Raw genomic sequence first — 14,644 nt, forward strand, 5'->3', positions numbered from 1 at the left:
TCGTAGTTCTTCGCTCGTCGCTTTTCGCTTACTCCTATAAATTAAAAAAAATGAAATTCCTTCATCAAAAAACATTGGCGGTTGTATTTTTAACCACCTTTTTTAATAATGCTTGGGCGCAAAATAAGGGGGTTGTTTATTCTGAAAAGAATCTGCCAATTCCCAATGTTTCGATTTTTTTCAATTCTGAAAAGGTTGCTGAAACAGATACACAAGGTATTTTTGCTCTTTCCGAAGCTCTAAAACTTCCAATCAACTTGAGGCTGGTGCATCCCGATTATTTTATAAGCGAAGTTGAAATGAAACAGAACAATTCAACCTTTCAATTATCTCCACTTTTAAAATCTGAAAATCTGGATGAGATAATTGTTTCCTCCACCAATCAAAAGGATACTTCAGCAGGCTCGGCAACTATTATAATTATTCCCACCGAAAAAATAACCGCAGAAAAATTTGATCAGTATAGTCCGATTGATCTCGTTTCAGCCATCAATGAAACGCCCGGTGTTTTTATTCAAAGTGGCGCCATTAATACGAATAGAATCACAATCCGCGGCGTGGGTTCACGAACACTATACGGTACCAATAAAATTCGCGCCTATTTCAACGGAATTCCGATAACGAATGGAATCGGCGAAACGGCAATAGACATTTTTGATCCCGAGGACCTCCAATCTTTAGAGATTATAAAAGGTCCTAAAGCCACGCAATATGGAACCAATCTAGGCGGGACACTGCTTCTTAATTCAAAACAGGCCGCTGTTGGAGAGTCATTTTTGAAAAGTAATTTAACGATTGGCTCCTTCGGACTGATAAAAAACTCCGTTTCTGCAGCAACTTCCACTGAAAAGTTATCCCTGAATCTCAATTATGATCACTTGGAAACTGAAGGCTTTCGGGAAAACAGCGATTATAACAGAAAAACATTGCTGCTCAATTCAACATATAAATTCAACTTCAAAAATGAGTTGTCACTTTTGGTGAATTACGTGGATTACTTAGCGCAAATTCCTAGTTCCATTGGCAAAACTGCTTTTGAGGAAGACCCATCACAAGCGGCCTTCACTTGGAAAGCAGCGCAGGGTTTTGAGGATAACAAACAGACGCTGGTGGGGCTTAGCTTTACCCATCGCTTTTCTGAAAAGTTCAGTAACACGAGCAGTATTTTTTACACGTATTTGGATCATTACGAACCGCGACCTTTCAACATTCTAGACGAGTTTACAAATGGTTATGGCGCACGGACGGTTTTTGCCAAAGATTTTATATTTCTGAACAATAAAGCGAATCTCAGTTTTGGAGGCGAATTTTATAAAGACGAATACAACTGGGAAACCATCGCAAATCTGTATAAAGAAAACAACGGCAACGGCAGTCTGGAAGGCGATTTGCTAAGCGACAATATTGAAAAAAGGAATAATTTAAACGCATTTGCCACCGTGACAATACCATTTACTGAAAAGTTTAAAGGCCAATTTGGTTTGAATTTCAATAAAACCAATTACAGTTTCAATGATGAATTCAATCAAGGTGAAGCAGATAAAAGTGCGGATCGCGACTTCGACCCAATTTTTGCACCCAATGTTAACCTTTTGTACCAATTCACCGAAAATCTAAGTTCCTATTTAAATTTTAGCCGCGGCTTTAATTATCCTTCCATAGAGGAAACTTTAACCCCCGAAGGTGTCATAAATCCCGAGCTGGGCCCAGAAAAAGGTTTTAATTATGAAGTGGGCAGCGAGTTTTTCCTCTTCAAAAGAAAACTGCATTTTCAAGTGAACGCCTATCTTTTGGATATTGACGATTTGTTGGTAGCAGAGCGCGAGGGCGATGATCAATATATTGGCAGAAATGCTGGGAAAACAGAACACAAAGGCTTAGAAATGAGCATTTCATACAATCAGTCTATAAATAAATTTATATATGTTTCTCCCTACCTGAATGCCGAAATCACCGATCACAAATTCATTGATTTTATGGATGGTAATACTGATTTTTCAGGAAACCAGCTCACGGGAGTTCCCCAAAAAAAAGTGAACGGTGGAATTAACTTCGGATTTAAAAATTTGAGTCTGATCACCAATTTTCTTCACATAGGCGAAATTCCCTTGAACGATTCCAATGCACTCTATTCAGAAAAATACACAGTTTTCAATGCGAAAGCTTCCTATAAAAAAGAACTTTCCAAGCAACTTTCTTTGGAGATAAACGCAGGAATCAACAATTTTACAGATGAAAAATATGCAGCCTCAGTCTTGATAAACGCCACCGGTTTCGGCAATTCCGAACCTCGATATTATTATCCGGGAAGGCCGAGGAATTGGTTTGGGGGGGTTAAGATTGGCTTTAGGCTGTAAGCGGTAGGTTAATAAATATGGTCTAGCCTCTAACTTCTAGCTTCTAACTTCTAGCCTCTAGCTTCCAGCTTCTGGTTGCAGGTTGCAGGTTTCAGGCTGCAGGTTGCAGGTTGCAGGTTGCGGGTTTCAACTTCCTATTTCCCAAATTTCAAACTTCCAACTTCCAACTTCCAACTTCCCATTTTCCCTTTTCGCTACAATAACTCTTATCTTTACAATTCAAATAAGCAAAAAATGATTTTCATAGAAAACGAAGGCATTACCAATCCAAAACTCAACCTCGCTTTAGAAGAATATGCCTTGCGAAATTTTAGTCCTGAAAGTGATTATTTATTGTTCTATATAAACGAACCCTCCATCATTATTGGTCGCAACCAAAACACTTTGGAAGAAATAAATCTTCAATACGTAGAAGATAATAACATTCACGTGGTGCGGAGAGTTTCAGGTGGTGGCGCCGTCTATCATGATTTTGGCAATCTCAATTTCAGTTTTATTACCAATCACGATGTAAAAAGCTTGAACAATTTCAAAAAGTTTACGGCTCCCGTAATAAAGGTCTTGAACAGTTTAGGCCTTAACGCTGAACTAAAAGGCCGTAACGATATACAAGTGGACGAAAAGAAAATCTCGGGCACGGCACAGTTTTCCACAGGAAAAAGAATGGTAAGCCACGGCACGCTGCTGTTCAATACAGACTTGGGCGAAGTAGTAAACGCACTGAACGTAAAAATGAGCAAGATAGAATCCAAAGGACATAAATCTGTACGCAGCCGCGTGGCCAATATTTCTGAATTTTTAAAAGAACCATTGAAAATTGAAGAATTCCGTCAACTCTTATTGGAAGGTTTATACGACGAAAGTGAGCCTTTTGAAAGCTATCATTTAACGCCCGAAGAATGGAAAGCTGTTCACGAATTGAAAGAAGAAAAATACGACACTTGGGACTGGAACTACGGCCGTTCGCCAAAGTTCAATATTCAGCGAAGCAAGCGTTTTGCGGTTGGCGAAATAGACCTGCGTATTTTTGTTGAAAAAGGACATATTAAAGAATTCAAAATATTCGGGGACTTCTTCGGAAAGGAGCCGGTGGAAAAACTAGAAATGCTTATGGAAGGCGCTCGATATGAAAAAGAAGCTATTTCAGAATTGCTGAAGGATATTGAGGTGAAGGAGTATTTCGGGGATATTCCGAAAGTGGAGTTTATTGAATTGATTTATGGGGATGATGGGGATTAGGGATTCGTTTCCCGATAGCTATCGGAATCGGGATTAGGGGGATTTGGGATTCGGAGTGAAATACGAAGTGCTAGAAGTGCGAGCTCCGAAATACGAGCGACGAGGTATGGGCGACGAAGGACGAGATGCGAGCGACAGGGAACGAACGCATGAGAATTGTAGGATTTGTTAATTTGTTAATCGGGGTCGCGATACTATTTTCAAGCTGCTGCCACTTATTCAGATTCACTCAGTCAAAAATGGGATGAGGTACCCATTTCAAGAGGTTTTCTCCTTTGATGAAAAAGGGTACTAATAGATTTACGAAGTAATAATGAAAGACAGTTATAAAATACTATTAATAATAGCTGCCGCACTAATCACAATTATTGGTATAGTAACTGGTAAATTCTTGTTTCTTTTTATATGGCTTCCGCTGGGTTTTCTATTCAGAAAAAAGCAATAAAAAAAGCCACAATAAAAATTGCAGCTTTTCTTTAATTGATCGCTCGTCGCTCGTATTTCGTAACTCGTAGTTCGAACTACTCTACAATAAACTTCCCTTGCATCAATGCATAATGCCCTGGGAAAGTACACATAAATACATAAGTTCCTGGCGCTGGAGCATCAAATTCTATAGTATCAGATTCACCACCACCTAGCATTTTGGTATGTACAATTATCTTATCTGCCATATCGCTAGGAATGTAGTCCGTATCCTTAGCAACGGCAGAGGCTTGACCGACAGCGGCCATATCGGCATCCTGCGTAAGTAATGCCCAGTTATGGCCCATAACTGTTACGTCCATCTTTCCAACATGATTCAATGTAAGTTTCACTTTCTGACCAGCTTTAACTCGGATCTCGGTCTTATTGAACTTCATTTGGTCGTTACCCTCTATGGTTACATTGGCCACGGCGCCATCTGTAACTTCAGCCGGAGTAGTTTCTTCCACTTGGGTTCCGATCTTTATTTCGTTTGCGTCTTCTTTTTTACTGTCGCCACAGCTAATTGCTAAAACAGCAACAAAAATTAATATCAACTTTTTCATAGCACTTTTTTAAGGTTAATTATTATTATGTACAAATTTAATAGCTATTGTTTCAGTAACAAAACTAAATAGTAAGCATTCACGAAAATTGGGAAATTTCTAACGTTTGAATCCTGATATAAGTAAGCCCTGGAAATAAAAATTTAGAATGAATAAGAATATGCTAATCCCCCACCCAAGATCGTTTGGGAAATATTTGAGAAATCTGCACCGCAAATAATGGTAAATATCCCAATTTTTGTGGTTTTATAGGAAAGTGATCCGAAATTATACCAAGATTTCCATTCAGGTGTAAATGGTCTACTGTAAGTTCCCAAATATTTAGCATAGGTGCTTTTCAGCTTCCATTGAAATTTGTTTAAGCCTCCTGCAACCCCAATATTATGCACTTCTGAACGATTACTTATAAATGCTGTATTCCCTCCATCAATCTCCACATTCTTATCAAAAAGAATGAAGGGAGCGCCAATTATGTTTTCTTCGTAAGTCCAGCCACTTCTATATATACCATTTGAAAAGTAACTATCTCTTCCACTACCGCCCGATAAACCACTCTGATCTGTAGTAGTTATATATTCATAAAGTATAGATGAAATAATACTTTGGTTAATGGGCTTAAAGTGAATCCCATATACACCGTCAGGAAAGTTCTTCAAACCACTGCCAGAGCCATCTTCGAAAGGATGTTCGAGATAAATGGAAAATTCACCTAGCTTGTTTTTAGTTTTATATTCAAGAAAATAGGTGCCCAAATGATTTCCCAGTTTGTTTAGTATTTCGTTATCAATTTCGACTTCAGATGTAGTATGTGCAAAAAACATATTAACAAAATCTTTAGCACCATCTTTCAGATTGCCATAGACAGGCGAAGTGCCACCCCACTGTGCATAATGCTGTATTTTTGCAGTAAGCTTATTGTTTTCATTAAATCTAGTTATTAACGCTAGCCTTTTATAATGCAAGTGTGTTCCGTCCACAAAACGATCATCATTCATTTCATAATGAGCTATTCCCCAATCTAGAGCAAAGGCTTTCGAAATTTTAATGGGATTGTTTGCCTCCAAAAGTAATCCTGGCAGAGGTCTTGCATTCCCAGACCACAAAAAGTTTTGATTGGTAGACGAAAGACCGTCCAGAACCTCGGTTTGCTTCTTTGCTCCAATAGTAGCCAGCAACCAAGAATTTTCGAATTGAATATATAAATCCCTTCTTTGAATAGCATCTTCAACTCCATCCCTTCCATATATAGCTACGCCAGCGTTTAACTTAAACGATGAAAAGGAGAGGTTTGATTTCAATTCTGCCGTTGCGGAAAGATTACTTAGTTCCCCTAAGGAATTATTGGTGTTCGTGTGAAACCAAAAAGGATTTTCATCTTTCGTTGCCAGAATTGTTTTTGATTCAACAGTACCGCCAATTTCGAACTCCTGTGAAAAAAACTGTAAGGGTATTAAAAAGACAACTATTACGGACGCTTTCATAAAACGGAATTTATCTATTGAAAACTCTCTGTAGAAAAGAACGTTCTTCTTGAGAATATGCGTAACCATATTTATTTCCGTAGCCGAAATTGTTGAGCTTCACATTGTTCAGCACAATAGCTACATTGCTTAAACGGCCATCTTTAATAGCATCTTGAGGAAAATCCAGTAAACGCTTGTCTGTGTAGCCGGCACGAACTACATAAAGTGTAATATCTGCCAGTTTATTTATCAAAATAGTATCTGTAACTAGCATAGATGGTGCTGTGTCCATAATGATATAGTCAAAATTATTTCTAAGTTCATCAATAAACGTGGTGGTTCGTTTTTGCATTAACAATTCCGCGGGATTTGGCGGAATGGCCCCGGATAGAACAATACTCAAGTTTTCATTGTACTCACTTTGGGAGATTATATCTTCCACCTTCATATCGCTATGGACAATGTACTCCGTAAGCCCTTTATTAGTTTTTAAATGCTCTGGCAAATAACGTTGCAATTGCGGATTACGAATATCGGCTCCCACCAGCACTACCTTTTTACCAGTGAGTGCCAAGGTTAAGGCCAAATTGAATGCTACAAATGTTTTTCCCTCTCCCTTAATGGTGGAGGTAACAATTAGGGTTTTACCTTTCTCGCTCTCTTCCAGCTTATTGATAAATAAATATTGCAGATTGGTTCTCAATATCCTATAGGCTTCTGCCATGATGCTTCTATCATTGTGCTGTATAAGGTCTGAATCTCCCTTGAGCACTTTGGGTATCTCACCAATTATAGGAATAGTTTTGATGTGCTTTTCAACATCTTTTCTACTATTCACTTTTGTACTGAGCAAATGGAAACCATAAATCCCACCGAAAGGAATTAAAAGCCCCGCGAGCAATGCACCTAAATAAATAAGCGGTTTTTTAGGGGAAACTGGCTCTTGGGAACCGTAAGCACTATCAACAATTTTTGCCCTGTCTGAGGTTGCAGCCAAAGCTATAGATGCCTCCTCGCGCTGTTGTAGCAAGAAAAGATATAACTTCTCCTTGATAGATTGCTGACGTTCTATACCTCTAAAAATCTTTTCTTTTGCGGGAACTTGTGATATTTTTGAACTGATAATGTTTTCTTGGATATTCAAATCCTTCATTGCAATCTTCAAGGCATTTTTTGAGTTTTCCAAACTTCCCAGAATATTGCCCCGCATTTGTGTAATCTGCTCATTTACACTCTTAACCACCGGGTTTTTGGGAGTGGATGTTTGCAGTAGTTTGTTTCGGTATAAAATAAGTTCGTTATAATTGTTTACCGCACTTCCCACATTTTCATTGGAAATACCAATATTTGAAGGCAGCAGCTCACTATCAGAGCTATTCTTCATATAATCTATCATAGTGCTGCTCAATTCCATTTGGGTGGAAACATCCAACTGCCTTTTATTGAACTCACTTGCATTTTCCAGCGTTATCTGCGCTTCCGCCTGTATGTCTGTCAAGCGATTGGTGCTTTTAAAATCTTCCTTATTCGTTTCTACAGAATCCAGCTCGCGCGTTATAATCTGAAGGCGGGATTCAATAAAGGCTGAAGTTTTTTTGGCAATCTCATTTCTATCCTGTACCGCATCCTTATTGTACTGATGCACAAGTTCATTTAAAAAATCTTCTCCTTTTTCCTTATTTTGGGTCTGTATGGAAAGCTCTACCACATTGCTTTTAGCATCCGCATTTAGAATGTTGACCCTGTCCTGAAAACTCAGCGCTACATCTTCAACAGATTTATAACTTACAATAATCGTTTTGTTTATATACGATTCAAATCGCTCCGCATAGTCCAAATTTGGCAGTACCGTTATATCCCCAAAAATTAGCGAGATACTTTCCCCAAACTTATAGGTGGCTTTACTGCTTCTAGTTTCGTCCTCAATGATAAACTCGGAATCTGATAAGATTTCGATATATAAAGTTGGTACTTTTTCTCGTGAAAGACTATCATTAAACGATTGAAACTTTACCTCAAAAGGTTTGGAGCCATAAATTTCGGAAGTCTTTATATTGCCCATTACTTCATACTTGATATTAAGCTGAAGTTCCTTGACAGTTTCTGAAATTAATCTTTTAGAATTGAAGATAGCCAACTCATTATCAATCTGGTTACTCTTAAAACGCGACAGAAAGCTACCAAATTGCGAAAAGGCAGCCATTTCTAGCGGACTTTGGGTCTTTTCGTCTTTAATAATAATAGTTGCCTTACTCTGGTAGAGTTGTGGGGTGTAGCGCAAATAAATAAAGGCAATTGCTAGAGCTATAATCACTCCTATTACAAAAAGGTACCAATATCGGGAGTATTGCTCTATTAATTCCCTTAAGGAAAGTTCGTCAGCTTCTTGGTTATTAAGGCTATCGTTCATAATTTAATTTCTTGGACAATCTAATGGGTTTCGCTCTTAAAATATAACCCTCTAATTTTTCGCGATAATGCGATAAATAATAAAATATAAATGTTTTAGTAATGTTGTGCAATCTTCCGATTTTAACCTATCTAAAAATAATGGCCATAGCCGAAAGAAGTAAGGAGGCAACACTAACGTAGATAGCGGTATTCCTGTTAAAACTACTGCTCTGTACCTGTGCGGTGTTTGGTTCCACATATACCACGTCGTTCTGCTGCAGATAATAATAGTCACTGTTCAGTACATCAGCACTTCTAAGATCGAGATACTTAAAGTTTTTGATCTTGCCATCGTCCCTGATTACCAAAACATTATCCCTTCGCCCATAAAGGGTTAAATCTCCCGCCAGGCCGAGTGCGGCAGGCAGCGTAAGGCGTTCTCCTTCAAAATTATAGGTTCCGGGCCTGTTAACCTCTCCCAATAAACTCACCTTAAAATTTACAATACGTACGGTAACGATGGGATCTTTTACATATTCTGAAATACGCTGGCTCAACATTTCACTAAGCTCCGTCCTAGTTAGTCCCGCTACCTTAATCCTTCCCAATACCGGAAAATCTATGGTGCCATCCTGTGCGGTAAGATAGGCTTGCTGCTGATTGCTAGTATTATAGGAAACGCCAGTTGCCTCTATTGTTGGTCGTGTCTCACTAATAAGATTGAACGGACGCACAGCATTTAAATCGTAGGCCGATACCACGATACTTAGAAGATCGTCAGACTGGATTTTTGAACTTTTTTGAATAGTGTCCAAAAGCATCTGACCTTCGGATAAATCCTGAAAGTAAACTATTTTTTCTGAAGAAACACAGGAAACACCTATGCTCCCAAGTAAAAACAAGATAAATACTTTAGTAAAAAAACGTCTCATCAATTTTTTTTTGCAAATATAATCTTTTCTAATCAGCTTACTTAAAGGAAGTAGCATATAACCGAGAAAATTATCATTTCATCTATAAAAACACTTCAAGATGACCGAAATCCCAAAAAAAATAATTCCCTCCTTTATTCTAAAAAGATAACTAAGTTAGCCCTTTATTCTCTTTTATAAAAACAGAGAACCTTCATATATAAGTACGAAGGTTCAGTATATTAAAAAGTTTGTTTTTTCTTAATTCAATTTTGATGGTGAACATCTAATATTTGGAACTCGGAATTTTGACTCACATATTCAGGAACCAGTTCCTTAAGTCTAATAACAACATCCATTTTTTTGTTCTTTGAAGTAGCATTAACTATTGCTTGAATCTTCTCGCTTACACTGCTGAAATTTTCAGAGTGAACTTTAGAGACCATAATTTTAGAGTGATACGTGGGCAGTGTTTGTGAGGTGTCGCTCAACAATTCCTCATAAAGTTTCTCGCCGGGGCGCAAACCGATTATCTGTATATCGATATCCTTATAGGGTTTTAGGCCAGACAGCAATATCATACGTTCGGCCATATCCAATATTTTCACAGGCTTACCCATATCAAAAATAAAGATCTCACCACCTTTTCCCATGGTTCCAGCTTGCAGTACAAGTTGACAGGCTTCTGGAATGGTCATAAAATAACGTATTATTTCTTTATGCGTAACTGTCACGGGTCCTCCAGCAGCTATTTGTTTTCTAAAGTAAGGAATGACCGATCCGTTGGAACCCAAAACATTACCGAAACGTGTGGTAATAAATCTTGGATGGGTACCTATTTTTTCCTGAAGGGATTGCACATACATCTCTGCCGCCCGTTTGGACGCGCCCATAACGTTGGTTGGGTTTACGGCCTTATCTGTTGAAATCATTACAAATTTATCAATACCGTGCTGCACGGAAAGATTTGCAAGATTAACAGTCCCGCAGATATTGACACCCACAGCTTCATGCGGGTTCTTTTCAATCATCGGCACATGCTTATAGGCTGCAGCGTGATATACCATATCAAACTTATAAGTTGAGAATATCATCTCCAGGCGTTCTACATTACGAACATCTGCCAAGACCGTTGAAAATTTCAAATCGGGAAACGCACTATTTAAATACAGTTCCATTTCATAAAGTGCAGTTTCAGCATTGTCCAAGACAACAATCTCGCTAGGGTTAAAGACCGCTAATTGCTTAACTATCTCACTACCGATAGAGCCCGCCCCACCAGTTACCAAAATGGTTTTATGCTCTAAATCGTCCTTAATAATTTCAGTATCTATTTCAATAGGACGTCTATCCAAAAGATCCTCAATTTCTATATGTTTTATCTGAGTCTGTATATCCTCTTTTTTGTTCCAATTCTCCACCAGTGGCACATTGAAAACTTCAATACTGTTTGCCAAGCAAGCCTCTACTATTTCGTTTGTTTCAGAAACCGAAAGTGAATCGCGTACCATCAAAACACCATCCAGTTGGTGTTTCTTAATCAATTCGGCGAATTGAAGGGAATCTTTATTGATAGGCAAAGAAAAAACAGGTTTACCCATTATACTTAGGCTTTTATTAGAAGAATTTTCTGTAAGAAAACCGATTAAATGAAAAGACAAGTCAGATTCCGTGGTAAGCGCTCTTCCCAAACTAATGGTCTGGTTATCCATTCCCACTATCGCCACACGCTTTTTTAAACTACTGTTGTTCATTCTTCTTAAATACTGATAAGACTCTTTCACCACGATTCTAAAAAATAGCATCAATGTAAAAGAAAAGAACATATATAGAAGAATGCCAGTGGTTAGAAAGATTTTTTCTCCACTCACGGCGAAATAAGCCATATTGAAAATCACCACTGAAAGTGCAGTTAAAAAAGAAGCCGCAGCAACCCTAAACACATCTGTAAAAGTGGAATGACGAACTATGCCCGCATAGGTGCGAAGCATATAGAAGAAGTAAACGTTGGCGCCAATAATAAAAGCAGCCCTAACTGGGGTAGGCCAAACTTTTTGGAATTTTAAAGGTGTACCATCCAAGATAAAATACGCCATCCCAAAGGAAACGACGCATATAAGAATATCAATCATAAATACTGCCCAGCGCGGTAAATAGCGTTGGTTCAGTAAGCAAATAGTTTTAGTACGCATTCTTATTTGTTCTAAAATAGAAATTTTATGAGTCACAGTATCGTAGGATTTAGGACTACAAATATAAACTATTTCTCGATTAAGTGTATTAAAATATCGTTAATCTTCACCTTTTCTTCATTTTGGAGGTTTGAACCTGAGGGTAAACACAAACCAATTTCAAACAGCTGTTCGGAAACTTTATCGCCATAATAAGGGGCATTTTTAAAAACGGGCTGCAAGTGCATTGGCTTCCATAACGGTCTGCACTCTATATTATTCTCTGCCATGGCCAAGCGTATATCTTCATTTGAGAAACCGCTTGTCTTTCTATCTACAAGAATACACGACAACCAATGGTTAGAAAAATAATCGGCATTTGGCTCATTAAATACCTGAACCCCTGCTGTATTCTGAAAAATGTCTTTATAAAATTGGTTCATATCTCTTCTCAAACCCACGTGCTTATCAAGTACTTCCATCTGCCCCCGCCCTATTCCAGCTGAAATATTACTCAACCTATAGTTGTATCCAATTTCAGAATGTTGGTAATGTACTGCCGCATCGCGAGCTTGGGTGGCTAGGAATATTGCTTTTTCTTTGTGTTTTAAATTACGTGAAACCAAAGCGCCGCCCCCAGAGGTGGTAATAATTTTATTACCATTAAAGGAAAGGATTGAAAGGTCGCCAAAAGTCCCACATTTTTGTCCTTTATAACTACTGCCCAAAGCTTCGGCGCTATCCTCAACTACGGGTATTTCATATTTTTCTGAAATCTTTCTAACTTCATCAACCTTATATGGCATTCCGTAAAGATGCACTGCAATTATGGCCTTTGGTTTTTTGCCGTTGGAAATTCTATCTTTTATAGCCTCCTCAAGATGATGTGGACATATATTCCAAGTATCGGGCTCACTATCCACAAATATTGGGGTTGCGCTTTGATACATAATAGGATTTGCGGAAGCAGAAAAGGTAAAGCTCTGGCATATTACCTCATCATCTCTTTCCACACCTAGCATTATAAGCGCCAAATGGATCGCAGCCGTGCCTGAACTAAGCGCTGCAACGTGGTTATTGGAACCCAAATAGTTTTCTATTGCAATTTCAAATTGCTCCACGTTGGGGCCTAATGGGGCTATCCAATTTGTTTCAAAAGCCTCATTTACGTAAGTCTGTTCACTTCCGCCCATATGTGGGGAGGATAAGTAAATTTTTTCTTTCATTAGCACAGTTTGTTTAAAAAAAATTTTTAATTAAAATCTCAATCGAAAATCAATTGCATATCAATTAAATAGGATTATTTCGTAAACGATATCATAGAACTTTGTATTGTCAAAATTCTCAAATATTTATGGATTTTTTGGAGGGCGCAAAGCTAGAAAATTAAAAATGGATTTATAATGTTTAAGAATAATTTAATATTAAAAGAACCCTGTTTTGAAGGTGGGATTTGATAATATTATCGCTTTAAATTATTTATTTCTGAACAGAACAGCCGCTGGTCTCGATAAAATCTCGATGAAAAATCGGAATCACTCGGTCACCTTTAATTGTGACTTTCAATATTCCGAATTGCAAGCGCTGGCCTCGATACAATCCCAATGAATAATCGGAATCACTCGGTCACCATAGATTGTGACCTAAAATTCCCAATTTTCATATTTCGAACATCCCCATTTCCCGAATGCCGAATTAACAAATCCCGAATTAACGAATCCCGATCCCGATAGCTATCGGGACCCGAATTAACGATCCCGATCGCTATCGGGACACATATTCACAATCCCGATAGCTATCGGGACACATATTCACATACAACGCACAGCAAAGCCTACAGCCTACAGCCTACAACCTAAAAACAACCACCTCAAAAATAATCCTCAAATCCCCGAAAAACGATCTATTATAATAATACTGCAAATTCATCCGCACCTTATCGGGAAAGATAACCTCATCATTATATTTCAAGGGTTCTTTTTGTTTTACCAATAGCATCTCTTCGTTATAATATTTCAAGGCAGCGGCGCTGCATAGGCCAGGTTTCAGTTCAAGGATTTTTCGTGACTCTCCTTCCAGCCTATCGTAATAACCCGGCACATCGGGCCGTGGGCCCACAAAACTCATCTGCCCTAAAAGAATGTTAAGCAATTGTGGGAGTTCGTCCAGTTTTGAACTTCTAAGAAAACTGCCATAGGCTGAAATGGTGCCACGGCGCACTTTCATGGAACGTATTTTATAAATTTTAAAAGGCTTGCCATATTGACCAATTCTGGTTTGAAGGAAGAGCCCCTTCCCTGTGTCAATGGCCGCAACAATAATTAATACTACAATCAACCAACCGATGAGTATTAAGAGGAAAGCCGAAAACAGTATGTCGAAGATTCTTTTGATTGGATTTATTATTATTTATTTTCTATTATTATTCTTTATTATTCTTTATTGCTATTTTCTATTATTATTTGCTATTTCTTTGGCGCTATTGCGGCTAAGGTAGTGAAATATTTAGTTGGGGATAGGTTGCAGGTTGCAGGTTGCAGGTTGCAGGTTACAGGTTACAGGTTACAGGTTACAGGTTACTGGTTGCAGGTTGCAGGTTGCAGGTTACAGGTTACAGGTTACAGGTTGCAGGTTGCAGGTTGCAGGTTGCAGGTTACAGGTTACAGGTTACTGGTTGCAGGTTGCAGGTTGCAGGTTACAGGTTACTGGTTACAGGTTGCAGGTTACAGGTTGCAGGTTACAGGTTGCAGGTTACTGGTTACTGGTTGCGGGTTGCGGGTTACAGGTTACAGGTTGCAGGTTACAGGTTACAGGTTACAGGTTACAGGTTGCAGGTTACAGGTTACAGGTTACTGGTTGCGGGTTACTGGTTACTGGTTACTGGTTACTGGTTGCAGGTTGGAGGTTCAATGTGCAATGTTCAAGGGAGGAGTCGAGTCTATTCAATTAGGGAGGAGTCTATTCAATTAAGTGTGTCAATTTATAATTTAATAAATTAGACATATGAAAAATACAGAAATTACTTTGAACATGGAAGCCCTCATTAAACAAATGGGTGATGAGCTTCGTTCTGGTAAACCA

At 38.5% G+C, this 14,644-nt stretch carries 10 protein-coding genes; 3 read left to right on the top strand and 7 right to left on the bottom strand.

The window, feature by feature from the left end; all coding sequences use genetic code 11:
- The first annotated feature begins 50 nt into the window (after positions 1–50).
- Together ESV24_RS14100 and lplA are read left to right on the top strand one after the other, a co-directional pair.
- Positions 51–2,357 (top strand): TonB-dependent receptor family protein, encoded by a 2,307-nt coding sequence (locus tag ESV24_RS14100; protein WP_111817006.1) that lies wholly within the window; start codon positions 51–53, stop codon positions 2,355–2,357.
- 234 nt (positions 2,358–2,591) lie between these two features.
- Positions 2,592–3,596, top strand: a complete 1,005-nt coding sequence (gene lplA, locus ESV24_RS14105) for a lipoate--protein ligase (protein WP_111817032.1) — start codon at positions 2,592–2,594, stop codon at positions 3,594–3,596.
- Positions 3,597–4,117: 521 nt separating this feature from the next.
- Here lplA and azu read toward each other — a convergent pair.
- The 7 genes from azu to ESV24_RS14140 all read right to left on the bottom strand — a co-directional run bounded on the left by azu (position 4,118) and on the right by ESV24_RS14140 (position 13,969).
- On the bottom strand, positions 4,118–4,627 hold the full coding sequence (gene azu / locus ESV24_RS14110) for an azurin (protein WP_111817005.1): 510 nt from the start codon (positions 4,625–4,627) through the stop codon (positions 4,118–4,120).
- Between the two features lie 143 nt (positions 4,628–4,770).
- Complete coding sequence (locus ESV24_RS14115; RefSeq protein ID WP_160110635.1) at positions 4,771–6,108, bottom strand: capsule assembly Wzi family protein; 1,338 nt, start codon at positions 6,106–6,108, stop codon at positions 4,771–4,773.
- 10 nt (positions 6,109–6,118) lie between these two features.
- A complete protein-coding gene (locus ESV24_RS14120; RefSeq protein WP_111817003.1) occupies positions 6,119–8,500 on the bottom strand; it encodes a GumC family protein in 2,382 nt (793 codons plus the stop codon).
- 127 nt (positions 8,501–8,627) lie between these two features.
- Entirely contained in the window at positions 8,628–9,413 is a 786-nt protein-coding gene (locus tag ESV24_RS14125; protein WP_111817031.1) for a polysaccharide biosynthesis/export family protein, read from the bottom strand.
- Between the two features lie 245 nt (positions 9,414–9,658).
- Positions 9,659–11,584: a polysaccharide biosynthesis protein gene (locus tag ESV24_RS14130; RefSeq protein ID WP_111817002.1), complete on the bottom strand. Its 1,926-nt coding sequence runs from the start codon at positions 11,582–11,584 to the stop codon at positions 9,659–9,661.
- A gap of 68 nt (positions 11,585–11,652) precedes the next feature.
- The gene (locus ESV24_RS14135; RefSeq protein ID WP_111817001.1) at positions 11,653–12,789 is read right to left on the bottom strand and encodes a DegT/DnrJ/EryC1/StrS family aminotransferase; all 1,137 of its coding nucleotides are present in this window, start codon (positions 12,787–12,789) and stop codon (positions 11,653–11,655) included.
- A 622-nt stretch (positions 12,790–13,411) separates the two neighbouring features.
- Positions 13,412–13,969, bottom strand: a complete 558-nt coding sequence (locus ESV24_RS14140; protein WP_111817000.1) for a sugar transferase — start codon at positions 13,967–13,969, stop codon at positions 13,412–13,414.
- A 90-nt stretch (positions 13,970–14,059) separates the two neighbouring features.
- Here ESV24_RS14140 and ESV24_RS15400 point away from each other — a divergent pair, with 90 nt between their 5' ends.
- A complete protein-coding gene (locus tag ESV24_RS15400; RefSeq protein ID WP_170227899.1) occupies positions 14,060–14,533 on the top strand; it encodes a DUF6944 family repetitive protein in 474 nt (157 codons plus the stop codon).
- The last annotated feature ends 111 nt before the right edge of the window (positions 14,534–14,644 follow it).

Origin of the sequence: Aequorivita lipolytica, from assembly GCF_007997135.1 — a bacterium.
Classification (GTDB): Bacteria; Bacteroidota; Bacteroidia; order Flavobacteriales; family Flavobacteriaceae; genus Aequorivita; species Aequorivita lipolytica.

Coding starts and splice junctions, on each gene's coding strand:
- ESV24_RS14135 (WP_111817001.1), bottom strand. CDS start 12,789: ATGAAAGAAAAAATTTACTTATCCTCCCCACATATGGGCGGAAGTGAA.
- lplA (WP_111817032.1), top strand. CDS start 2,592: ATGATTTTCATAGAAAACGAAGGCATTACCAATCCAAAACTCAACCTC.
- ESV24_RS14100 (WP_111817006.1), top strand. CDS start 51: ATGAAATTCCTTCATCAAAAAACATTGGCGGTTGTATTTTTAACCACC.
- ESV24_RS14120 (WP_111817003.1), bottom strand. CDS start 8,500: ATGAACGATAGCCTTAATAACCAAGAAGCTGACGAACTTTCCTTAAGG.
- ESV24_RS14115 (WP_160110635.1), bottom strand. CDS start 6,108: ATGAAAGCGTCCGTAATAGTTGTCTTTTTAATACCCTTACAGTTTTTT.
- azu (WP_111817005.1), bottom strand. CDS start 4,627: ATGAAAAAGTTGATATTAATTTTTGTTGCTGTTTTAGCAATTAGCTGT.
- ESV24_RS14130 (WP_111817002.1), bottom strand. CDS start 11,584: ATGCGTACTAAAACTATTTGCTTACTGAACCAACGCTATTTACCGCGC.
- ESV24_RS14125 (WP_111817031.1), bottom strand. CDS start 9,413: ATGAGACGTTTTTTTACTAAAGTATTTATCTTGTTTTTACTTGGGAGC.